At 37.6% G+C, this 24473-nt stretch carries 22 protein-coding genes; 4 read left to right on the forward strand and 18 right to left on the reverse strand.

What is annotated here, in order from left to right; all coding sequences use genetic code 11:
- Window positions 1-467: 467 nt before the first annotated feature.
- From ACIQ7T_RS14275 to ACIQ7T_RS14285, 3 genes are all read right to left on the reverse strand, one after another.
- A complete protein-coding gene (locus ACIQ7T_RS14275) occupies window positions 468-1652 on the reverse strand; it encodes an NAD(P)/FAD-dependent oxidoreductase (protein WP_370080798.1) in 1185 nt (394 codons plus the stop codon).
- Window positions 1653-1702: 50 nt separating this feature from the next.
- Complete coding sequence (locus tag ACIQ7T_RS14280) at window positions 1703-2131, reverse strand: helical membrane plugin domain-containing protein (protein WP_079563022.1); 429 nt, start codon at window positions 2129-2131, stop codon at window positions 1703-1705.
- Between the two features lie 912 nt (window positions 2132-3043).
- Window positions 3044-4558, reverse strand: coding sequence for a DHA2 family efflux MFS transporter permease subunit (locus ACIQ7T_RS14285; RefSeq protein WP_370080796.1), 1515 nt, complete (start codon window positions 4556-4558; stop codon window positions 3044-3046).
- 157 nt (window positions 4559-4715) lie between these two features.
- Between ACIQ7T_RS14285 and ACIQ7T_RS14290 the strand changes: the two genes are divergently transcribed.
- Window positions 4716-5621, forward strand: coding sequence for a TetR/AcrR family transcriptional regulator (locus ACIQ7T_RS14290; protein WP_370080794.1), 906 nt, complete (start codon window positions 4716-4718; stop codon window positions 5619-5621).
- 132 nt (window positions 5622-5753) lie between these two features.
- Here the strand turns inward: ACIQ7T_RS14290 and cydS are convergent, their stop codons facing one another.
- From cydS to ACIQ7T_RS14350, 12 genes are all read right to left on the reverse strand, one after another.
- Window positions 5754-5852: a cytochrome bd oxidase small subunit CydS family protein gene (gene cydS / locus ACIQ7T_RS14295; protein ID WP_386846937.1), complete on the reverse strand. Its 99-nt coding sequence runs from the start codon at window positions 5850-5852 to the stop codon at window positions 5754-5756.
- A gap of 11 nt (window positions 5853-5863) precedes the next feature.
- Window positions 5864-6892 carry a cytochrome d ubiquinol oxidase subunit II gene (locus ACIQ7T_RS14300; protein WP_370080792.1) on the reverse strand — a complete coding sequence of 343 codons (1029 nt, stop codon included), beginning with the start codon at window positions 6890-6892 and terminating at the stop codon, window positions 5864-5866.
- On the reverse strand, window positions 6889-8232 hold the full coding sequence (locus ACIQ7T_RS14305; protein ID WP_370080790.1) for a cytochrome ubiquinol oxidase subunit I: 1344 nt from the start codon (window positions 8230-8232) through the stop codon (window positions 6889-6891). Before ACIQ7T_RS14305 ends, ACIQ7T_RS14300 begins: the two co-directional genes overlap by 4 nt.
- 129 nt (window positions 8233-8361) lie before the next feature.
- On the reverse strand, window positions 8362-9138 hold the full coding sequence (locus tag ACIQ7T_RS14310; RefSeq protein WP_370080788.1) for a sulfite exporter TauE/SafE family protein: 777 nt from the start codon (window positions 9136-9138) through the stop codon (window positions 8362-8364).
- Window positions 9139-9597: 459 nt separating this feature from the next.
- Window positions 9598-10230: a response regulator gene (locus ACIQ7T_RS14315; protein ID WP_370080786.1), complete on the reverse strand. Its 633-nt coding sequence runs from the start codon at window positions 10228-10230 to the stop codon at window positions 9598-9600.
- Window positions 10227-11264 carry a PAS domain-containing sensor histidine kinase gene (locus ACIQ7T_RS14320; protein ID WP_370080784.1) on the reverse strand — a complete coding sequence of 346 codons (1038 nt, stop codon included), beginning with the start codon at window positions 11262-11264 and terminating at the stop codon, window positions 10227-10229. Before ACIQ7T_RS14320 ends, ACIQ7T_RS14315 begins: the two co-directional genes overlap by 4 nt.
- Before the next feature lie 89 nt (window positions 11265-11353).
- Window positions 11354-11692, reverse strand: coding sequence for a rhodanese-like domain-containing protein (locus tag ACIQ7T_RS14325; RefSeq protein ID WP_370080782.1), 339 nt, complete (start codon window positions 11690-11692; stop codon window positions 11354-11356).
- 210 nt (window positions 11693-11902) lie between these two features.
- Window positions 11903-13309, reverse strand: a complete 1407-nt coding sequence (locus ACIQ7T_RS14330) for an MBL fold metallo-hydrolase (protein ID WP_402871126.1) — start codon at window positions 13307-13309, stop codon at window positions 11903-11905.
- A gap of 21 nt (window positions 13310-13330) precedes the next feature.
- Window positions 13331-13894: a helical membrane plugin domain-containing protein gene (locus ACIQ7T_RS14335; protein ID WP_370080779.1), complete on the reverse strand. Its 564-nt coding sequence runs from the start codon at window positions 13892-13894 to the stop codon at window positions 13331-13333.
- Between the two features lie 25 nt (window positions 13895-13919).
- The gene (locus ACIQ7T_RS14340) at window positions 13920-15113 is read right to left on the reverse strand and encodes an NAD(P)/FAD-dependent oxidoreductase (RefSeq protein ID WP_370080777.1); all 1194 of its coding nucleotides are present in this window, start codon (window positions 15111-15113) and stop codon (window positions 13920-13922) included.
- 559 nt (window positions 15114-15672) lie between these two features.
- Window positions 15673-17316, reverse strand: a complete 1644-nt coding sequence (locus ACIQ7T_RS14345; RefSeq protein ID WP_370080775.1) for a sensor histidine kinase — start codon at window positions 17314-17316, stop codon at window positions 15673-15675.
- Window positions 17313-18014 (reverse strand): response regulator transcription factor, encoded by a 702-nt coding sequence (locus tag ACIQ7T_RS14350; RefSeq protein ID WP_402871131.1) that lies wholly within the window; start codon window positions 18012-18014, stop codon window positions 17313-17315. The genes ACIQ7T_RS14345 and ACIQ7T_RS14350 overlap by 4 nt, the downstream gene beginning before the upstream one ends.
- 103 nt (window positions 18015-18117) lie before the next feature.
- Here ACIQ7T_RS14350 and ACIQ7T_RS14355 point away from each other — a divergent pair, with 103 nt between their 5' ends.
- From ACIQ7T_RS14355 to ACIQ7T_RS14365, 3 genes are all read left to right on the forward strand, one after another.
- The gene (locus ACIQ7T_RS14355; RefSeq protein WP_370080771.1) at window positions 18118-19293 is read left to right on the forward strand and encodes a DUF418 domain-containing protein; all 1176 of its coding nucleotides are present in this window, start codon (window positions 18118-18120) and stop codon (window positions 19291-19293) included.
- A gap of 204 nt (window positions 19294-19497) precedes the next feature.
- Window positions 19498-20052 (forward strand): SLOG family protein, encoded by a 555-nt coding sequence (locus ACIQ7T_RS14360; protein ID WP_370080769.1) that lies wholly within the window; start codon window positions 19498-19500, stop codon window positions 20050-20052.
- Between the two features lie 322 nt (window positions 20053-20374).
- A complete protein-coding gene (locus ACIQ7T_RS14365; RefSeq protein ID WP_402871135.1) occupies window positions 20375-20689 on the forward strand; it encodes a hypothetical protein in 315 nt (104 codons plus the stop codon).
- A gap of 98 nt (window positions 20690-20787) precedes the next feature.
- On the opposite strand, the gene ACIQ7T_RS14370 is transcribed toward ACIQ7T_RS14365, so the two are convergent.
- The 3 genes from ACIQ7T_RS14370 to ACIQ7T_RS14380 all read right to left on the reverse strand — a co-directional run bounded on the left by ACIQ7T_RS14370 (window position 20788) and on the right by ACIQ7T_RS14380 (window position 24243).
- Window positions 20788-22116, reverse strand: a complete 1329-nt coding sequence (locus ACIQ7T_RS14370; protein ID WP_370080887.1) for an L-cystine transporter — start codon at window positions 22114-22116, stop codon at window positions 20788-20790.
- A 311-nt stretch (window positions 22117-22427) separates the two neighbouring features.
- Window positions 22428-23384: a GGDEF domain-containing protein gene (locus ACIQ7T_RS14375; RefSeq protein WP_370080765.1), complete on the reverse strand. Its 957-nt coding sequence runs from the start codon at window positions 23382-23384 to the stop codon at window positions 22428-22430.
- A complete protein-coding gene (locus ACIQ7T_RS14380) occupies window positions 23344-24243 on the reverse strand; it encodes an EAL domain-containing protein (protein WP_402871138.1) in 900 nt (299 codons plus the stop codon). Before ACIQ7T_RS14380 ends, ACIQ7T_RS14375 begins: the two co-directional genes overlap by 41 nt.
- Between the last annotated feature and the right edge of the window lie 230 nt (window positions 24244-24473).

The raw sequence follows: 24473 nt of genomic DNA on the forward strand, positions 1-24473 counted from the left end.
ACGGACTTTGGCCGCTCTATCCACGACTTTGACGATTCTATCCGTCACTTCGGCTCTTCTTTCCGTCGCTCTGACTGGTCTTTCCGTCACTCCGGCTCTTCTTTCCGTCGCTCTGATTTCTTTCCGTCGCTCTAGCTCTGCTATCCGTCACTCTGACTCCGCTTTCCGTCGCTCTGATTTCTTTCCGTCACTCCGGCTCTGCTATCCGTCGCTTTGACTGGTCTTTCCGTCACTTCGGCTCTTCTTTCCGTCGCTCTGATTTCTTCCCGTCGCTCTAGCTCTGCTATCCACCTCTTTGACTGGTCTTTCTGTCACTCCGGCTCTACTATCCGTCGCTCTGACTCTTCTTTCCGTAGCTCTGGCTCTTCTTTCTGTCGCTCTGATTTTTTTCTGCCGCTCTAGCTACCCTAATAAAACAAAAAAAGGGCATGAATTCAATATTACTATTGATTCATGCCCTTAAAATATTAATACGCTAAGCCGAATAGCGCTTTAATGTGTGTAAGATAGCGAATGTTAGACGCTTCTTTCATAAGTGTTGCTGGAAGACCTTTAAGTTGTGTGTTGCTAGCACCGATAGTCGCAACAGCGTCTTTACGGCCTAAGCTTGCAAGTGTACCCGAATTAATTGCAGAGAAAGGTTTCATCTCTTGGTTTTTGTATTGTGCGAATAGGTTGTAACCAGCGCACTCACCCATTTGCCATGCAACTTGAGCAGTTGGTGCGTATAGCGGACGTCCGCCATCAGCTGGTAATGCTACAGATGCATCACCGATTACGAATACATCATTATGAGATGTAGATTGTAAAAACTCGTTAATCGTAGCTTTACCGCGGTCAGCAGCAAGGCCCGACTCACCTACGATTGGAAGCGGAGCTACCCCACCTGTCCAAATAAGTGTATTGGCAACGATTGATTCGCGATCTTTAAGAGAGATGACGTTACCATCAACACCTGTTACAGGAGTACCAGTGATGAATTCAACACCACGTTTTGTTAAGCTTTCAGTAGCACGTTGGATAAGTACATCTGGAAGTACTGGTAAGATTTTTGGACCAGCTTCAACAAGCTTGATTTTAAGGTCAGCAAAGTTAACACCGTGTTTTGCTGCGATTTTCGGGAAGTTGTCCACGATTTCACCAACAAGCTCTACACCTGTTAAACCGCCACCACCGATAACGATCGTTGCATCTGCTTCGTCTTTTGTTTGTGCATATGCTTTAATACGGTCTTCGATATGTTTGTTAATTTTGTTTGCTTCGTTCACTGATTTAAGTACCATTGAGTTTTCTTCTAATCCAGGGATACCGAAGAATCCAGTTTGGCTACCTAAAGATACTACTAAAGTATCGTAATTTAAAGTATAACCATTGTCTAGGTCCACTTTTTTAGTGTCTACATTGAATTTTGTTACTTTAGCAATTTGTAAATCAATATCTAAACCTTTAAAGATTTTTTTTAGTGGTAAAGCAACAGCACCTTCTGCAATAGTACCACCAGCTAAACGGTGAAGTTCAGTGATGATTTGGTGTGTTGGGAATTGGTTTACAACAGTAATTTTAGCTTCATCAGCTGATAAATACTTGCGTGCAGTTAATGCAGTTAAAACGCCAGCGTAACCAGCACCTAAGATGACGATTTCTTTTGACATGATTAATTAATCCTCCGTCCTTACGTTTTGAATATATCTCAAGTCGATTCTTATTTAGCTTTACGTTCAGCGCTTACTTGTAAGAAAGCATTAACAAAACGGAAAACACCTTGAACTTGTGGGTCTTTTAACATTTTCATAAGACCGAATAAACCAATTACTTCTTGGCTTTCAGACGCACGGTCTTTCGCTTCAATTGCAGTAGCTGCAAGGTTTTTAGCTGAGCCTACTACTGGGCCTGCCATTTCCGTTACCGCACCAACAGTATCATTTTTCAGTACTTCGTCAGTTGCAACAGCTTGAGCAAACTCATATGATTTTGTTAATAACGTCATCATTTCAGTTAACTTAGGTAATTGTTCAACTAAAGTTGTAAGTGATTCCTGAACCTCAGGCTTTAATAATTGATCTAGCACATCCAATTGTTCTTGACTCACAGTTAATTGTTCAGACTGTGTTTGGTTATTCGTTTCTGACATTTTGAACTCTCCTTTGCCATCACTATCACTATTTTAATTTTATTGCTTCCATGTAAAAAAGACCATTAAGGCACTTCTTAACAGTCGTTACAGCGCGTATATCTTACAAATCACCAGTCTCAAGAGCTGGATAGCAATTTGTATAATTTGTTATTACAATGTTAACTTTATTTCGCAAAAAGTGCATCATAATTCCATCCTTATCTTGTCTTGGTGACGTTACAACCTCCATTATAAGGTTGTTTGTACATTATTTCAATGAGCTAAATCACAATTTCGACAATCTTTTCAAAATTCATTGATTTGTAACTATATATCGTAGTTAAGTTTACTTTTTGTCCCTACTGTTTAAAAATATAATATATATTTTTGAGCTCGAAGGATCATTACCATAACGTGTGGTTGATTTCCATTCCGACTGGGCGCTTTGTTGTTGCTGACGCTTCGCTTTCGCACAGAGCAAAGCTTCCTGGGGGCATCGGATGAGCCGCTTCGCTCCAGGGTCTCGGGCCAACAGATGTTTTTGCGCAAAAGCGAAGCGGCAGCGATGTTGGTCACGAAGGCGTTATCACAGGATGTGTTGGTTTTAGCCTTCGTTCCTCTATTGCTAATCCCCAACCTCCACCCCAATCAACTTATATGAGGCGTACTTTTTAACAAATGTCATCCACCATTTTAAATATCTCTGTATAACACTTTATTTTTATTTGGTCTGTTTAAACTTCCCCTTCATCCTGCATGTAATACTCAATAAGTAAAAATTTATCGCCTACATTTTTTGATTTATCGACCAACTTTTTAAGTTTATTGACTACTAATTACGATTTATCACCCAAATTGCCTCATTTATCGATAAATCATATAAAAGACCTGTTAGAAGAAAAATTCTACTAACAGGTCTATATATCAAAATTATTTAGTTGGTTTTTTCATATCCATAGAAGCCGCTGAGCTTTCAATTTTTACACGTTTTAGGAAGAAGGCAAGCACTAGCGCAAGGACTGTAACACAAGCTGCTATTAAGAATGAGTGTGTAATACCATCTAATAAAGCAGTTTGTGTAATCTGATCCTGCATTTGTTGCATTTGTTCTGGCGTTGCTGCAACACCTGATTGCGCTGCATTGGCTTTTGCTTCTGCAATTAAATCTTCGGCTGTTGCTTTTGTACGGTTATTCATGAACGTTACCATCACAGCACTACCAATCGCCCCTGCCACTTGCTGTAAAGTATTATTAATAGCTGTACCATGTGGGTTCATCATTTGTGGTAATTGGTTTAAACCGTTTGTCATAATTGGCATCATAACCATTGACATACCGAACATACGAATTGTGTACATAGACACGATAAATGTATAGCTTGAATCTAATTCTAACTTTGTTAAACCGAATGTCGCAATTGTTGTAATCGTTAAACCGATAACCGCTAGTAGACGCGGTCCAAATTTATCAAAAAGTTTCCCTGTAATCGGCGACATAATCCCCATTACAAGTGCCCCAGGAAGCATCATTAAGCCTGCTTTAAATGGATCAATTCCTCGAATCGATTGTACATAAGCAGGTGTCAAAATCATACCCGAGAACATAGCCATTGACACGATAACCGAGATAGCTGATCCCAATGCAAACATTGGATATTTATAAATACGTAATTCTAGTAAAGGCTGATCCATACGTAGTTGTTTAAATATGAAGATGATTAAAGCAAGAAGGCCAACTGAAATTGTGCCATATACCCAAGGACTTGACCAGCCCTTATCCCCTGCAGTACTGAAACCATATAGAATACCACCGAACGCAACTGTTGATAATAGTACTGATGGGAAATCTAACTGAACTTTGCGTGTCTCCATCACGTTTTCTAATTTCCAAATACCAAATAATAAACTAATAACCGCAAACGGAATAATCATTTGGAATAGCATGCGCCAATCATGGTGCTCAACAATATATCCTGATAATGTAGGACCAATCGCTGGTGCAGAAATCATAACTAAACCGAAAATCCCCATCGCTGCCCCACGTTTTTCTTTTGGGAAGCTAATTAACATTACATTCATTAGAAGTGGTGACATACTTGCGGCACCTGCTGCTTGCACCATACGACCTGCAAGTAACATACCGAAGTTAGGTGCAAAGCCAGCCATAATTGTACCGATTGTAAAGACTGACATCGCTACAATAAATAAATGTCTATTTTTAAAGCGTGTTACGAAGAATGCTGAAGCAGGTACTAAAATACCACTTACAAGCATATAACCTGTTGCTAGCCATTGTACCTTTGAATACGTTATGTCAAAATCTTTCATGATTGTTGGTAACGCAACGTTTAACAATGTGTTATTAAGAAAAGCAACAAAAGCACCCACAAATAAAATACCAATCATGCCATAGGGGGGCTTTTGCAGTGTTTGACCACTATTCATTTATATCCCTCAATTCTTTCTTGTTTTTTTCGATAAAACTTATTTTATACTCGCAGTCTACTTTTTTCAAGAATTAAGATTATATTTTTTAAAAACATTGATATATAGGCGTTTTATCTATAGAATAAGAGTATAATATTTTAAAAAAGGTGAGGTTATGAACAAAAGAAAAAGACAAATCATTACTGCTGCTCGTGCTCTTTTTATTGAAAAAGGATTCGTGGATGCGTCGATTAACGACATCATCAGTGCAGCTAAAATTTCAAAAGGTACATTTTATAATCATTTTTCTTCTAAAAATGAATGCTTAATCGCCATATTAGATGAAGGGCGTGAGGAGGCAAGTAATCGCCGCCACGAACTTCTTTACGGCAAAGATCCTACTGATTTGGAAGTATTAACACAGCAAGTTGCGGTACTCATGTATGTCAATCGAGAACATAATTTAATTCAAATTTTTGAATCGGTTTTCCATTCTCGTGATAATGAACTGAAAAAAATTATTTTAAACTATCATTTACAAGAACTGGAGTGGCTTGCCAATCGACTTGTTCAAGTTTTCGGAGAAGAAGTTAGTCCAATTAGCTACGAATGTGCTGTGCAAACACTTGGTATGATTAACCTTTCAATACGTGCTGTCTTAATTGCTGATTATAAATATATAAATCGCGAAGCCATTGTACGTGTAGCATTACGCAATATTAGCGTAATTATACCCGTTATGCTTGAATCAAAAGAAATCCTCATTAGTACGGAAATGATCAACACGATACAAAACGTCGCGAACTATAAAACTGTAGATAAGGGAACGGTCATCGAGCAATTAACAGGCTTTAAAAAAGGATTGTCTAAGAATGAAACAGCGGAAGGCTTAGAGTATGTGGAATTCTTATTAGAGGAACTACAGCGCGAAAAGCCAAAGCTCTTTATCATCGAATCACTTCTTACACCTTTCCGTAAAGCATTCGTTGGAACCGAACACGCAGAAGAGGCACGTGATATCGCTAATAGCTTATGGCGCTATGTAAAAATTGAGCGACCATCAGAGCGTTGCATCAAGTAAATTAACCACATAAACAAAAGGAGCTATATAGAAAGTCAAACACTCACGACTATCCATATAGCCCCTTTTTTTGAGCTTCTATCCTATTTAATTAATACGATAAAACAGACTCCTTAGGATTAGCGTCTGCAATTACTTAACTTGACGATCTTTCGGTCCTATCCAAAAACCAATCACAATGCTAATAGCTACTACAAGAAAAGGTGCGTACAAAATAATAAATTGATTCATTATAGTTCCCCCTATGCATGGTGATCATGTTTACCGCAAGCATAATCACGATCAAACACAAACCATTTCATTACTAAATAAAGTGAAGGTATGAGTAGAACCAATCCTCCAACAAACGCTATCACTAATGCAATTGCCATTGTTTCATTTGTAAAGCTATCATAGACTGATATATACGGATACAGTAAATACGGATAATGTGAAATACCATAACCGAAGAATGCAAATCCAAATTGGGCAACCATTAAAAAGACAGCTATGCCATAGTTTTTCTTTTTAAATAAAAGAATTAGCGTTATAAGAAATAGCACACCTGAAACCGCGAAAAGCCACCACAGATCTAACATATTTTCGTAATGCTCAGGCACATGTCCCTTTAACTCCACCATAATCCCTATTACACTTATTATGAGCGGCAAAGACCAACCGAGTGCATACTTTCTCATTAAATTAGAAGCATGTTCATCTCGCGCTCTTTTCCCATACCATGTTAGGAAAACAGCTGAAATATACAAAACTGCCACTACACTTAATAGCACAATAGACCACGTTAACGGACTGGTGAAAAGTTTAGCAATTTGTAAATGAGGTTCTTCGTTTACGATTTTTACGAACCCTCCCTCAGATATCGTTAATACAATAGATAGGGATGCAGGTATAAATAAACCAGTAATTCCGTACATCATAGTATATCCGATATGTCCGCCTTTTCCACCGTAGGATTCAAATGCATAATAACTCCCTCTAATTGCAATTAATATTAATGAGATACTGACTGGCACTAGCAAAATTGTGCCATAATAATAAGCCGTTTGAGGAAAGAAGCCTACCGTTCCAACAAAGAAAAATACAAGGAAGACATTTGTAATTTCCCACACCGGAGATAAATAGCGCTTAATAACATTTGCTAATATATGATCTTTACCAATTAAGACACTATAAGCATTAAAGAAGCCCGCTCCAAAGTCTATGGACGCAACAATGACATAGCCGAATAGAAATAACCACAGTACCGAAATTCCTAATATCTCTAAGCTCATTGCCCTGCACATCCTTCCACTTGTTGATGTTCTTCAATTTCACGTTCAATCGGATTGTTACGGAACATACGAATAAGTACTACGATACTTCCTACCGCTAATACAATGTACAGCCCTGCAAATAGTATTAGCATAGTATCGACTTGGCCACTTGTTGTAGCACCTTCCGCCGTTTTCATATAACCACGAAGTATCCAAGGCTGACGCCCTACTTCGGCAAACCACCAGCCTGCCTCAACAGCAATAAGCGATAATGGACCACCTGCCACTACTATTCTCTTAAAACTTTTTGAAGAAATAAACTTCCACCCTCGCAACTTACCTAGCACATAAATAGCTGCAACGACAATTAGTAAAGTTCCGATAACTACCATGACGTCAAACAAATAATGGATATAAAGTGGCGGCTGTTCGTCCTCAGGAAATTGATCTAAACCTTTTACTTCTGCAAAAGGATTATTATGCGCCAATACACTCAATGCGTACGGTATTTTGATAGCATATTTTACCTCTTCTCCATCTAATACTCCAAATAACATAAGCGAAGCATCCTCTTTTGTTTCAAAATGCCATTCAGCAGCAGCTAATTTTTCTGGTTGATATTCCGCTAAATACTTCCCAGAAAAGTCACCTACAATCAGTGCTGCTAGCGAAAATACTAGTCCAAGTTTCAATAAAAGATGTAATGCTTTTTTATGATACACATGCTTCGATCCTCGTAGCATACGATAAGCAGCAATAGAAGCTAATAAAAATGCTGACGTCATATAAGATGTTACTAATACATGCGCTACCTTCGTTGGCATTGCAGGATTTAGCATTGCTAATACTGGTTGAATATTTACAAGCTCTCCATCTACAAGATCAAAGCCCTGCGGTGCATTCATAAAGGCATTCACAATCGTAATAAAAACGGCCGACATAGAAGCACCAATAGCTACTGGGACCAATAATAATAGATGTCTCTTTGGATTTTTGAATCGGTCCCATGTATATAAATAAAGCCCTAAGAAAATCGCTTCAACAAAGAACGCAAATGTTTCCATAAACAATGGTAATGCGATCACCTGTCCAGCCAACTCCATAAAGCTTGGCCATAGTAGTGATAGCTGCAATCCTATCGCAGTACCAGTGACAACCCCGATTGCCACAGTAATCACAAACCCTCTTGCCCATCTTCTTGCTAGTAATAAATAGTGCTCGTCATTATTTTTTAATCCAACCCATTGAGCAATCATGATCATTAAAGGTATACCGACGCCAATTGTTGCGTAAACGATATGGAATGACAATGTTAACTCTGTTAAGGCACGACTCCACATTACAGCTGAATCATTCATTTTATTTCATCTCCTAGGTACCAAAAATTCTTCCAATGATTGAAAGAAACATTATCCCCGCTACTAAAAAACTTATAATTATTAGCTTTTTTTCATGTGACTTATAGGCAACCACTTTTTGTTTTTTCATCATAATAGATCAACCCAAATTTTAATCGCTGTCGCTAAGATGAGTACGGCCAAAATACTTTGCAAAATTTTCGTATTCATTTTTTTACCTACTTTTGCCCCAAGAGGAGCCGCCAGTAAACTTGCCACTATCATAATACCTGCGGAATAGTACTCGACTTGTCCTGTCATTAACTTACCGATTGTTCCACCAATCGATGAGATAAACGTAATAGCTAAGCTAGTGGCAATCGTCATGCGCGTTGGAATCCCAAGTACTACAAGCATTATCGGTACAAGCAAGAAACCACCTGCAGCACCAACGATCCCTGAACCAATCCCAACAATAAATGCTAAAATTGCAGCTAAAGGCTTGTTGAAAGTTACTTCATTCATTGACTTATCATCAATTTGTTTCTTAGGAATAAACATCATCACAGCTGCAATCAAGGCTAAAATACCGTATACGACATTCACACCGTTTTCAGATAAAAACTGTGATCCGTAGCTCCCAACAAAGCTACCGGCTAAAATTGCTCCTCCCATATAAATAATGAGGGGCTTGTTAAGGTAACCACCTTTTCGATATGCCCAAACGCCTGCAATCGACGCAAAAAACACTTGTACTGCACTGATTCCTGAAACTTCATGTGCTGAAAATGCTGCTAAACCAAAAAGTGGCGGTATATATAGTAGCATTGGGTATTTAATGATTGAACCGCCGATGCCCAACATACCGGACACAAATGAGCCAACGAATCCAATCAGGAAAATCACAATTATAAATGTAATATCCATCGTTCTTGCATCTCCTTTTATTCATGTGCTTTCAGTATAGTCCTGCTGCAATTTCAGACATATAGGGGTTTTCCACTATTAGCTTACTCACTGTGACAATATTAAAAATTATCTCTAAAAAATAAAAAAAGATCACTCATATTTCAAGTGATCTTAGCTTGTCGGCAAAGGAATAATTATAAAAAATGTGTATCCATCAATTTCACCTTGGCGTAATTCTAGTCGTCGCTTTGCTTGCACTCCAAGGTCTCATCGGACGCCCCCAGGAAGCTTTGCTCTGTGCGAAAGCGAAGCGGCAGCGACAAATGTTTTATCTGCGCGAAAGCGAAGCGGCAGCGACAAATGTTTTTTGTAGCGAAAGCAAAGCGGCAGCGACAAAGCGCCTAGCCGGAACATAAATCAACCCTTCATTTTGCCGAAGAGCCATATTTCAATTACATATTGCACAGCAACAAGTTGTTACATATAGTTATTTGCAAGCCCATACTGAATAAGCTCAGCTTTATTACTTAAATTGAGCTTTTGCATAATATTTGATTTATGATTTTCAACCGTTTTACTACTAATATATAGCTGCCCAGCAATTTGGATATTCGTATACCCTAGAACTGTTAACCTCATTATCTCCTGCTCACGCACAGTTAAAATGCATTGATCTTCATGCCCCTTATGTTCAAATAATTTATCCATCTGCTCTTGAGGAATACCAACGTTGTAATATATGCGACCACTATATACGGCATGGATAGCCTCGTAGAGAATTCCACCTTGACTATTTTTTAAAATATAGCCATGGGCTTCAACAGCAATCGCTTTTTGAATATAAGCAACTTCATTGTGCATTGTTAACATAATAATTTTCACGTTAGGCATTTGCTTATGAATTTCTTGAGTAGCCGTAAATCCATCTAACCCATTCGGAATGGATACGTCCATTAAAATGACATCTGGGTTTAATGAAATTGCCTGAGTGATTGCCTCCGCTCCATCACTCGCTTCACCTACAACCTCTATATCTATATAATTTTCCAATAAAAGAACAATCCCTTTACGGATTAGCACATGATCATCTACTACTAAAACACGAATCATCTAAAGTCATCCTTCCAATTAGGTACTTGAATGCTAATTTGTGTACCTTTATTGTGAGCCGAAGTAATATTAAAAAATCCGCCTAATAGTGTAATTCGCTCCTCCATATGCTTTAAACCGAGCCCTTCTTTTTTCAAGTACTGCAGATCAAACCCTACGCCATTATCTTCTATATAGAGTGATAAATTTGTAGCTTTCTTTTCGAGTCGAATGACGACTTTAGAAGCTTTTGCATATTTAATAATATTGTGTAAAGCCTCCTGCACGACGCGATAAATATTGATTTCTACAGATGGATGACAACGTTCTTCAAAATCTGTTTCTAACGATATAGCAATATCAGGATGTACCTTTTGCACTGAATCGACAAGGGTGTCTAATGTAGGTGAAATCCCTAACTGATCTATGCTATGGGGGCGAAGCTGATAGGAATACAATTTAATATCATTCATTACTTGCTCTAGCTCATTGCGTACTTCTTCGATATACGTATTTAGTTTTTCATTGTCTTTGACATAAGATTCTATCGCTTGCAATGCAACAGATATTGTATACAATGACTGACCAACGCCATCATGTAATTCTTGCGCAAGCCTTTTATGTTCTTCCTCTTTTGCCTCAATTAGCTTTTTTATAATTAGCTTTGAAATGCGAGCCTCTTCTTCCTTTAACTGAAGGGTCTGATCGCGCAATACAAGAAGAAATTCTTGCTCGTTTGTTTTACTATCTGTATACATCAGCGCCGTGCTCATTTCAACGTCTATTTTACTCCCATGATACGTCGGCATTTTCGATAAAAAATAGGGAACCTCATTATGCTCTATTAAATAACATGTATGTTCTTTTGGAGATTTTTGACGATTTTCACAAAATGAACAAAAGGGCACTCGATCTCCTATTTCCCATCCCGATAACCGCTTCGCTGAGGGATTCATCATTAAAATTTCACGGTTGTGATTCATTATGATGATGCCATCTTGAATATATTGAAATATTTGCTGTAAATATTTATTTTTCAGCTGTTCTTTCTCCAATCTAAACACACTCCTAGTATTAATTATACCTCGGCATAATTACGTCCGGAGGCTTTAGGTTTACTTGTTACTAATCCGCATACTTTGCCCTATACTTTTTCTTCCATCATGCTATAACTCTTCACTTCATGCCCCGCTTTACGAATGATACGAACACTCATATTTTTTTCTAGCTGTGTTGACGCAATAATATGAAGGGGCTTTTTGGGTAGTTCATGCATGTGACGTACTAAATAGGCAATTGGTAAATTTAATGCATTTGGTGTAGGTGATTTGTAAGAATCATTATAATCACGTACATCTACTATCACCATTCCCACTTTCAACTCTTGTAGTAAACACTCCTGTATTTGACGCACCGGGATATGCCGTTTATAAATAATTCTACCAATAAAAAGAAGGAATATACTCAAACTTACAATAATCATTTTTTAACCCCTTTTACCGAGAAAAAAGGTTGTCTAAATCCGTTTAACTTTCCATTGACGAATCTCACAACGCCTTACTAAAATCTTTGATTTAAAATGACGATTTCCACTCATCATCTTCAAAAGATGCCTCTCGGAAGTACTAAGCAAAGAAAAAAAATAGCAGACTAGACTTACTAGTATGCTATTTTTCTTTTAGAACAACCTCATTTATTTAGTCACTACCTCTTGTTGCCAAGCCATATAGCCCCCCGTTAAATTTACAATGTCATGAATGCCATTTGCTTTTAGTACACTTACAGCAATTGCAGAACGAGCACCACCTTGGCATTGAACAACAATTTTTTTAGTTGTTTGCAATTCATCTAAACGTCTAGCTAGTGTACCAACCATAATATGTTGAGCATTTTCAATATGCCCTGCATCATATTCTGTTTGATTGCGCACATCAAGCACATGGACTTTTTCACTTTCAATTAACTGCTTTGCTTCTAAAGGAGTTATATTTTCATAACTATCTAGAGAAGTAGCCTCTTCCAATACTTTCGTCACATCTCCATAGCCAACAACATTGTCGATACCTATAGAACGTAATGCTATTAAAATATCATCTAGTTGGGAAGGATTAATTAGTAAATATAATGGCTTTGTATAAGCTACTAGCCAACCAGCCCAATTTGTCATTGAATTATTGTAAGGGATGTTTAGTGTACCTGCGATAAATCCTTGCGAGAAATCTTCCGCCGATCTAGTATCAATCACTTGCTTCCCATCTGCAAGAAGTTGAGTAATCTCTTCATAGCTTGACACGAGCTTCACCGGTGGTAAGTTCTTAATAAGCTCTATTCCTACTTTATTGACACGCTTCATAACAGCGAAATAATAAGGAGGTTCCGGTTGACCATCTAGTAACGCGTCAATAAATTTTTGTTCATCATCAAATTGCATAGCCCAGCTGAATTGCTTCTCATACCCAACTGTCGAAGATGGTACAGCTCCTAATGCTTTACCACAAGCACTACCTGCTCCATGAGCCGGCCATATTTGCATGTAATCTGGTAAAGCCTTAAAACGTTCTAATGATAAAAACATCGCTTTTGCACCAGATAGTGATGTACCCTGAATACCAGCAGCCTTTTCTAACAAATCAGGGCGTCCGATATCACCTACAAAGACAAAGTCACCTGTAAAAATCCCCATTGGCTTATCTGCTACACCGCCACGATCCGTTAATAAGAAGGAGATACTTTCTGGCGTATGTCCTGGTGTATGCATGACTTTAAAAATAAGATTACCTATAGTAAATTCATCACCGTCTTTTAATAATTGATGAGGAATACCTTCTAGATTTTGATACTTCCAATCAGCATCCCCTTCGTCGGAAATATACATCTTTGTTCCAACACGGTCTGCTAACTCACGAGACCCTGCTACAAAATCCGCATGGATATGCGTTTCTAACGCTCCAACAATTTGCATCTTCTCTTTTTCTGCTAATGCAAGATAGGGTTCAATGTTACGCATCGGATCAACGATAACCATTTCTCCCTTCGCCTGACATCCCACAACATAAGAAGCGTGCGCTAATTTTTCATCGTAAAAATATCGTAATAACATGTGTAAAACTCCCCTTTATACTTAGTTTTTTTCTTTTAAAATATCTAATGCAGATTGGACATAATTAAGTGATTTTTGAACAGAAGGATCTTTCATCCATTTAACAATTGAAAAAACATTAATATGCTGAGGCTTTTCTTCTGCTCTTTGCTGTACCATTTTTAAGAAATCCAAACCTGTCTTTCCTTTTTCAACATATGGATCGGCATAGCTCTTTAAATTATTCATTGTATAGTCTGTCGTTTGTTTATCCTGAAGTACTGCTGTAACAAAATCAACGATGTTTTCTAACTGATGAATGATTTGAACAAGCTTTGGCAATTTTTCCATTAGCTGCACAATAGCCGTTATCGTTTCTGAGCCTACATTATAAGTAGAGACAAATTGCTCGTATCGATTTAATGTCTTTTCATCTGTTAGTACTGCTTTCCCAAAATCCACAACATTTTCTGCTGAGTCTATCGTTTGCTCTACATTCGGTAATTTTTCCAACAATCGTTGTAAAGAGTGTCGAACTTCTGGTTTTTCAAGCGTTTCGAGTAATTGATATAATTCCTCGCTCATACTTACCGTTGCATTAGCCACGCCTGTCGCCTCCCTTCATTCGTAATTACATAGTGCCTTTCAGCATCCCATCCCAGTACATAACAGGTAGTAAATCCTTTTTCATGAAATACATACTGGATCTTTCCACTGCCTGGTTGAAAGGCATAGATTCGACAGGCTCTTTATTGTAATCAAACTCCGCCAATATTAGTTTGTTGTAGCCTGTTACAATTGGGCAAGAAGAGTAGCCATCATACATTTGCGCCATTGGTTGTTGTCTCATTAAAGCAATAAGATTTTGTGCAACGATAGGAGCTTGCTTGCGAATAGCTGCACCCGTTTTTGATGTTGGTAGATTGGCATTGTCACCTATCCCAAACACATTGCCAAACTTTTTATGCTGCAAAGTAAATTTATCAACATCTACCCAGCCACATTCGTCTGCTAATGCACTTGTTCGTATAAACTCAGGTGAACACATATAAGGTGTCACATGAATCATGTCGTATTTAATTTCTTCTACTGTGCCAGTATCTAAATTTTCAAAAATAGCTATTTTTTCATCAGCCTTAATTTCAATCAAATTACGACGGAATCGAGTATCAATATTTTTCCGCTCTATTACCTTTTCAAGTGCTTCACGATATTTCAAAACATCGAAAATAGCTGGATTGGCCGAACCAAAAATAACGTTAATATTGTCGCGAACATTGACTCTATTAAAATGGTCTTCTGCTAAATGCATAATTTTTTGTGGAGCACCACCACATTTTACTGGCGAATTCGGATGTGTAAATAACGCTGTTCCCTCTTTAAAATTGCGGATCGTTTCCCACGTATAATCCACATGCTTAAAAGAATAATTACTGCATACACTTTTAGTTCCTAGTGCCTCTTTCAGCCCTTTAATAGCTCCCCAGTTTATTTCTATCCCACCAGCGACTACTAAAAAATCATACGTGTATGTTGTACCATCTAGTGTGATTACCTGGTTTTGATTGGGGTAAAAACTACTAACAGCCTCTTTTAACCAAACAGCTCCTTCAGGGATAACAGAAAGCATCTCACGTTCAGAGTCCCATTTATTTGCTGCACCACCTCCCACCAATGTCCAGAGTGGTTGATAATAATGTTTTTCTGCAGGATCTATGATGGCAATCTCCCCTTGAAGCGAATGAGATTGACGAAGTAAGCGTGCCGCTACTGAAATACCAGCAGTTCCTCCTCCAACGATGACTACTTTAAAAGAAGTCTTCATGTGTATATCCTCCTTATCATGCTGTCTTTCGTATACACCTTTTACACCTTAATAATAGTTTTAAGAGAGAGCCGTTCATATAGGGGTAATCCCCTAAAAACTTACACTTCAATGGTCAACATTACAAAAAGGGCAGTACAAGGTGAATGTTTCATCACTTGTACTGCCCAAATTAACAGTGTTTTACTTTACTTCTTCAATAAAAAACTAGCCATTGCCATAACGTGGAGTTGATTTCCGTTCCGACTGGGCGTTTTGCCGCTGACGCTTCGCTTTCGCGCAGATAAAACAATTGTAGCTGACGCTTTGCTTTCGCTACAGAAAACATTTGTTGTTGCTGTCGCTACGCTTTCGCACAGAAAACATCCGCTGCGCTCCAGGGTCTCGGGCCAACACGATGCTGGTCACGAAGGCGTTATCACAGGATGTGATGGTTTTAGCCTTCGTTCCTCTATCGCTGATCCCCAAGGAGTCGTCCAGTCTCCACTCCAATCAACTTATATACATGGCATTCATTTTCACAAATGCCCCCCAATTTTTGATGATATGCAAAAACCTACTACTTACATTTAAACTTTATTACAAAGACTGTACCTTCCGCTCCTGATTGGACACTAATGGTACCATCATGTAAATCTATTAACTGCTTAGTAATAGCCAATCCCAGACCTGTACCCGTTGCATCGTCCGTAGTATTAGTACCTCGATAATATCGCTCGAAGAGGTTATCGAGCTCCTCTTGAGGAATTCCTGGACCTTGGTCGGCGATTGTCAGCATAATCTCCTGGCCTATATTTTGCGCTTCTACGTTTACCTTTGTACCTTCAGGAGTATATTTTTTAGCATTGGTTATTAGATTATCTAAAATACGCTTTAATAAAAGCTCGTCCGCTTCAAGCATGACATCCCCATAAACTTTTACAGACACTTGCTCATCTGCAAATTGAGGTAACCATACGTTGAGTGGTAACAGCACTTTTTCAAGCTGTATCGCTTTATTTTTTAATTGATACGTATATGTTAAGTCTTGTATAAGAGCATCCATATACGTCGCCTTCTCCTGCATCGTAGTTGCAAAGACGCGCATTTCTTCCTTTGTCCACTCATAGTCCTCGGAAGCTAGCATTGTGGAATAACCATAAATAGAGCTTAGCGGTGTCTTTAAATCATGGGATAAGCCAGTTATCCATTCCTCCCGTAATTGCTCTGCATGCTTAATTTGCCTTTCATTGGAGGAAAGGCGTTTTGATAAATTATTTATCGATTCATCGACTGGCTGAAATAATTTAAATTTCCTCTTTAACTTCCCTGTCTTCCGATGATGGATACTTTTATCTCTTACTTTCCTGTAGTCGAACTGAGCTAGTAGCTCGATACGAGATATTACATAAACAAGCGGGCGAACAAATTGACGGGAAATGCTAACCGATAAAAAGATAATCCCTATTAACAATATAATATGTCCACCAAAGAAGACGGAAACAAATAAAACCATCGCTTTATTAAACGGCTCGTCAAACGGCTTATATGATGGGTTGGGCATCCGTACAACTAGTGTCGAGCCATCCTCTAAAGAAGCATTTTGCGAAAGCTCTTTATACTCAAAAATATCGTAATTCTCTTCCAGCAATTGAGGCTTATGGAGCTTTTTATAGCGCTCACCAATGACTTCTACACGATCCCACTGCTCATTATAGATTTCAACCGAGGCCTTCTTATCCTGTAAACGCTGGAGCAGTTCTAAAGAAACCTCTCCTTTATCCTTCCAATCCCGAACTACTTCCTCAAAAAGCGGCTGAACAGGTAAAGCCGGGAGGAATAACAAATGATATTTAGGAATCTCCCACGTGTGCATTCCTGGCCGTTTAAGAGCCATTTTTTCGTTATCTGTCATACTACATAGTTCACATGTGTCTCCCGTGTAATCAACAATGTCCATCGATTGATTGAACAAATATAATTGCCCTAAGTTCTCCCCTGCTCGCTTTACTAAATAATCAGCAATCTTAATAGATTCCCCTTTTTCTACGACAGCATCATCTTTAATTTCAGAGGAACTCATTATATGAATATCGTCACCAACATGACGATTGATAAAGATTGCAAAAAACACCAAACTTATAATAAAGCCTGTAATGATTAGTAAATAAAAAATGATGAAATAAGATACAAAACGAAGCGTTAATCTTCTAGCTGGCTTCATGAAGAAACATCTCCAGCAAGTTTATAACCAATACCCCTCACAGTAATAATGCAGGTTGGCTTACCTGGATTCTTTTCTATTTTTTCTCGCAGTTTTCGAATATGCACCATCACAGTATTATCATCAAACAAACAGTCACCCCATACGCGCTCGTAAATTTGCTCCTTCGATAACACTTGCCCTGCATTTTCACATAAATATTTCAATAAATAAAATAGCCTACCGCTAATAATTTCCTTTGTGCCATTTACAGTCACCTCTGCCGCATCGATATCGAATGTAAATCGACTGCATGAAAATAAATGACTTTCGGGTACATCTTTTCTCTTTATATATCTTGTAAGCTGGACCTTCACCCTCGCAACAAGCTCAAGTGGATTAAACGGCTTCGTAATATAATCGTCTGCTCCGTTCATAAAACCACGAAGCTTATCTGCATCACTAGCTTTTGCAGTTAAAAAGAATATAGGTGCTTCACTTTGCTCTCGAATCATATTCGCCATATCAAGTCCGCTACCATCTGGGAGCATAATATCTAATAGATAAAAATCAAAAACCTTCATTTCTATTTTCTTTTTTGCTTCTTGAACAGATTCGCAGAGAGTAATGTTTAAAAACCCTTCTTTTCTTAAAATAATTTCTATCATTTCTGCAATTGCACGTTCATCCTCTAATACTAAAATTGACGCATCTTGCATGCTATCACCTTCTTTTAAGATTTCTTTAAGGTAGTCATCATTTCATCATAAGCTTTACCAACTACACTATGTATAAGATAACCAATTGAGGAGATGAATTGCAATGACGACTAACCGCGTTACTTTCATAGATACAATCCGTGGATTTAGTTTATTTGGCATCTTAATGGCAAATCTGTTGATTTTCCAATTTGGCATGTATGGCAAAGATGAACTAAAAGATCTATCCGCCCTCGATAATGGAGCCTGGTATTTTGTGAAAATCTTTATAGAAGGATCATTTATGCCGATTTTCACCATTTTATTCGGCTTCTCTCTTATTAAACTTATAGAATCTATTCGTAGAAAAAAAGATAAGAGTCGATGGTCCATTTTTCGCCGCGCAACAGGGCTAATTGCTTTAGGTTTACTACATTCAATGTTTTTATGGGAAGGCGATATTTTATTTGCCTACGGCATTATGATATTGTTTTTAATCCCATTTATTAATCGTAAACCGAAAACTTTATTCATTTGGGCTGGTATCTTCTTATTACTTATTACTAGCTTATCATTTAGTTCCACAGAAAAAACTAAAAAAGAACAGCAAGAGTTAGCAACCTATGTAGAAAAAGCCGACAATGTATACGCTAACGGGAGCTACTTAGACATTTATAAATTCCGTGCAAATGATCTACCTCCGGGCATGGATGATGCAGGATTAGTCTTTTTCTTATTAGTTTTCCTTGCACCAATGTATACCTCTGCATTGACCCTTTTCGGCATGGGGCTTGCTAAAAAGCAAGCTTTTGTGAATATGGAAGATGAAAAAAAATGGTATAAGCTCGGCGCTCTGCTTGTTCCAATAGGACTAGCTTGTAAGAGTCTGAGTTTTATTATAGAAAGCAATTTTTCCGGAATGCTGTTAACAGGTGGGTCTGAATTATTAGCAGTTGGCTATGTCTGCCTTGCAGCTTTAATATATAAAACCCGCCCTGTACAACGTCTCGCTCCTGCCTTTGAGAGTGTCGGTAAACTATCATTAACTAATTATCTAATGCAAACCATTATTTGTACAACAGTATTTTATGGATACGGTCTAGGCTTATACGGCAAGTTAGGCGTGTTTGGCGGTATTTTATTTGGAATCGTCGTGTATAGCTTGCAATGTGTTTTCAGCCTTGCCTACTTCAAGAAATTTAAACGCGGACCATTTGAATCTGTACTGCGTGTATGGACGAATTGGTCTTGGAATGGACAGATCAAAATAAAACAGAAAGGAAGTACTTTACATGAATAGTGACGCCAAAGAGGACTTTACAGATACATGGTGGTTTTTAGGAATCTGCACTGCCGTAGCTGCTGTTTTAACACTATTTGCTTTTTAATATAACAATCAACTTTACTTGGGAACAACTATACAACAATATCTCGGAATTCGTTTTCATTCGCCCCCTACTGTATACTATGACTACACATACTATACAGCTTAGGGGGCGTTTTTTTGCTACAGCGAATTATTATTACTGGCTATAGACCACACGAATTAGGCATTTTTAATGACAAGCACCCGGGCATTGCCATCATAAAAAAAGCACTCGAAAACCGTCTGCGTATATTGATCGATGAAGGTTTAGAATGGGTCATTATTAGTGGCCAGCAAGGTGTAGAAACATGGGGTGCTGAGGTTATTCTTATGTTAAGAAAGGAATTCCCTCATTTAAAATATTCTGTTATCACTCCTTTTTTAGAGCAGGAGAAAAATTGGCAGGAACATAAAAAAGAAAAATATCAGGCATTAGTAGCTCAAGCGGACTTCGTAACGAGTGTAACGAAAAAACCATACGAGGCTCCGTGGCAATTTATCGAAAAAGACAAATTCATAATTCAAAATACAGATGGTCTGCTGCTTATTTATGATGAAGAAAATGAAGGCTCCCCGAAATATATGAAACGTCTAGCAGAAAAATATATGGAAACACACGAATATACACTTTTGATGATTACCGCTTATGATTTACAAGTAGTGGCAGAAGAAATACAGCAACAAGATTGGTAGGGAAAATATTGATATAATTTTCTGATAATTATATACTTGAACTATATTAGTCATAGACTCATGGCTCATCAAAATAGCGTGTGGTTGATCTCTGTTCCGACTGGGCGCTTTGTTGCTGACGCTTCGCTTTCGCACAGAGCAAAGCTTCCTGGGGGCGACCAGTCTCCACTCTAATCAACTTAAATTAAAATGGTATTCCTTTTAACATATATCATCCCTAACTTTAGGTGATAAATATTAAGAATTAGGTCAATGCTTTTAAAAGTATTCAAGTCTTTTTTCTACCCTTTGGTGCTAATTTTAAAAAAGGAGCTGCTAATATTTGAGTAAAAAAATCGAAATGGTTCTTGAGTCGCCGCCGGTGAATGTTTCTCATGATACGTACCGCAGAGAGTGCAGATATACACGTGGGATTCATATTGAAGAACAAGAGTTTAAAGCAATTTTGGATGCAATGTGCCACGATTCTCGCTTGTATTTTGATTTCCATAATCCACGTAGGGAGATTAAAAAAGGAACATATTTAAATGGGCACTCTGGGTTAGCGCATAATATTTATAATTACTATAAAACAAATCACAACATTGAACTGCCCGAGATTATAAACGGTAAAGATTTTTATGTAAAAATAATATAAAAATTTCATATTATTAAAGTGGGTTGTTTCTTACATAACAACCCACTTTTATGTCCGTAAAAAAGAGCTACCCTCTATATGAGAGTAGCTCTGTCTTTTTATAAATCAGATACTTGAGCACCTAATTCTTTATTATTGTACATTTCAGTGTCCAATTCTTTTGTAATACGTGCTGTTGTCACACCAGCAGTCATTGAACCACTTACATTAAGTGCAGTACGGCCCATGTCAATTAACGGCTCAACAGAGATTAATATACCTGCAAGCGCAATCGGTAAATCAAGTGCTGATAATACAAGAATTGCTGCGAATGTCGCACCACCACCGACACCAGCTACACCAAATGAGCTGACTGCTACAACTGCAATAACTGTAATGATAAACACTGGATCAAGTGGATTAATCCCAACTGTCGGTGCAATCATAATCGCTAGCATTGCAGGATAAACACCAGCACAGCCATTTTGACCAATAGATAGACCAAATGAGCCCGAGAAGTTTGCAATACCCTCAGGTACACCAAGACGACCTGTTTGTGTTTTAATGTTCATTGGTAAAGCACCTGCACTTGAACGTGAAGTGAAGGCAAATAATAATGTTTCCGCAGATTTCTTTAAGTACGTAAATGGATTTAAACCACTTAAAGTAAGAATTAGTAAGTGTACTATAAACACGATCATTAGCGCTACATAAGACGCTACAACAAACTTACCTAGGTTATAGATTGCCCCGAAATCAGATGTCGCAACTGTACGTGCCATAATTGCTAAAATACCATACGGTGTTAAACGTAAGACAATCGTTACAACGCCCATTACTAATGCATAGATGGCATCCAAGCCCTTTTTAATAGTAGCTGCAGTATCTCCATCCTTACGTGCTACACGTAAATAAGCAAAACCTAAGAATGCTGAAAAAATTACAACAGCAATTGTTGATGTAGAACGAGCACCTGTTAAATCTAAGAATGGATTTGCTGGGAATAACTCAATAATTTGAGTTGGTAAATCCGGCGCAGTTAATCCAGAAGTTTTTTCCTCTAAATACGCCCCACGCTCAGTTTCTGCAGCACCTTGCATAATATGAGAAGCATCTAAATCGAATACTGTTGCTGAAAAAATACCAACAGCAGCTGATACAGCAGTTGTACCGATTAAAATGGCTAAAATAAGAGCTGCCATTCTTCCGAAGTTTTTACCAACCTTCATTTTCGTAAAGGCAATTAAGATAGAAATAAAAATTAATGGCATCGCAACCATTTGTAGTAATTTAACATAGCCAGTACCAATAATATTGTACCAACTTGTTGTTTTAGTTAACACATCTGAATCAATACCATAAATTAAATGCAGTCCAAGACCAAGTACAATACCTAAGCCTAGAGCCGTAAATACACGATTTGAAAACTTAACGTGCTTTTTATTCATAAAATATAAAATTCCAACGAATACGAGCAAGACAGCAACGTTAAGAATAATTTGTAATGTAGACAATGAAAAGCCTCCTAAGAAGTTTAATTATAATGTAATCGAATTATATACCTATAATCCCTATAATTCAAGTATGTTTTATTTAGATTAATAATTTCCTAAAGTAAAGCGGCTTATTTCTTTTGATTATGCCCTAAAAACCAAATTTAATAAGAAATGCTTACGGAACATGTGAGCTTCTTCGCGGAAAGCGTCCGTTATGAAAAAAAGACTGTGGGCGAGCTTGCCCACAGTCTGACCTACTTCGTCTAATGAACGAGGTAGGTTTCTTTCCCATTGTCATTAACGAGATAACAACTTCCCGAAATTTTTTTACATTGTTTTTTTACACGTGTCACCGCATCTGACAATCGGTCAACAGATTCAAATTGCTGATATTGATTAGTAATAACCGCAATGGATAGCGTAGTACAAGATAGAGGCTCTAATTTACCAGCTCTATTTTGTACTTGTAAGTATGTTAAATCCTCTACATCATAAAAGCTTAAAATAAATGCATCAAATTCATCAATAATTCTTTGACAGATCATGGCAGCCTCATAATGCGGAAGAATCGCAACGAAATCGTCTCCACCAATATGTCCTAAAAAATCTTCTGTACCTACTATATTTCTTTTCAAAATATCAGTTAAATACAGTAAAATTTTATCCCCTTTATTAAAACCATACGTATCATTGTAAGATTTAAAATGGTCTAAATCAAAATATATTAAACTATATTGCGGTAGCTTTAGTGCCTCTTCTAGTTTTTCATCTATTAATTTATTGCCAGGAAGACTACTTAAAGGATTTAAAAAGCTAGCAATAGCTACTTGTGTGTCTACGAGCTTTAACAGTAGCTCCCGAATACTTACTACACCGTAATACAAGTCATTCCTTGTTACAATCACATCATCATATAGATCCTCTGAAGGTCTAGACATCGCTAATGTACTGACCTCTGTTATAGGTATATTGCGATCTACAATTAAAGGATTCTCTTTTATAATCAGCTGATTATGTCGCCCCATAAACAAATTATAGCCATAGCGTGTGCCAATTTTTTGATAGAAATGCGTACGTGTAATATGCCCAATTGGTTTGTCATCTCGAACAACGACAACACTACGTAAAGACGGATTACTTGTAAAAAGTGAATCCACCTCTATATTTTTCACAAATTCATCAATACAAGGAACATTTTCTATGACTTCCCCTATCTTCATGGTCACCCATCCTTATTTTCCCCAAATGTAATTCCTTTGCGGGTTTCCCTACCGCATAGCCTTGTGCGTAGTGGATTCCAATAGTATGTAAATAATCAAGTTCTTCCTGGCGTTCAATACCTTCTGCAATAATTTTCGTTTCAGCTTGCTCTGCGTATCTCATCAGCAATGTAACGAGCTGCTGCTGCTCGCTGTTTTTATCAATAAATTGTATTAAAGAACGGTCTAGTTTAATAAACTCTGGCTTTAAGTAAATAAGAGTTTTCAAACTATTATAGCCTGAACCCACATCATCCACTGCAATTCGATAGCCCTGTGATCGATAATGCGATAATACACGTTCAAACTCCACAAAATCTACCACTGCACTACGTTCGGTTAGCTCAAACACTACTTGCTGTGGTTTTATGCCAAGGTCCTTTAATAGCTGCAAGGTTTCACCACTATGGTAACTCTTATCTAGTAAAACATTAGGATGTATATTGACAAATACTAAAAAATTTCTGTCCATCCATTCCCCGTGTAGTCGTTCTTTGAAACGCTGTAATGAAAGATTACGACAAAAGCATTCAAATAAAAATACGCAGTCCGTTTGCCCAACAAATTCATAAAACTGATCGACACTATGAAACAATTCTGAAGGCTCTGGACGATTCAGTGCCTCAAAACCAACTGTCTGCCTCGTCTGTAAATCGACGATAGGTTGAAAATAAGTATGTAAACTCTTGTCCTGAATAATTTGCTTCAATGCTTTTAAACGTTTTATATAGAGAGTATTGTTTTGATGCTGCCCGTATAAATACTTTAAATAAGAAAATAAATTACTTGTTTTTATGCTTTGTCTCACAATAGACTCCATTCTCGCACCTCTTAAATTGGTTATTAAGATTTATTGTACGCTTTCATTGTAAAAGCACTGTGAATTTTATGTAAAAACAAGTGTCTCTAGCACTAGAAATCCTTTTCAATAGTTGACATTGCTCTATTCAAAGTAATCTTAATTACTTGATAGAGTAGTATATTTTTCATAATATATGATATATTCAATCAATTGGTTGATATATATCGTGAATAGTGTATGCTTGTAAT

The sequence above is a fragment of the Lysinibacillus sp. NPDC096212 genome, assembly GCF_044763105.1.
Taxonomy (GTDB): Bacteria; Bacillota; Bacilli; order Bacillales_A; family Planococcaceae; genus Lysinibacillus.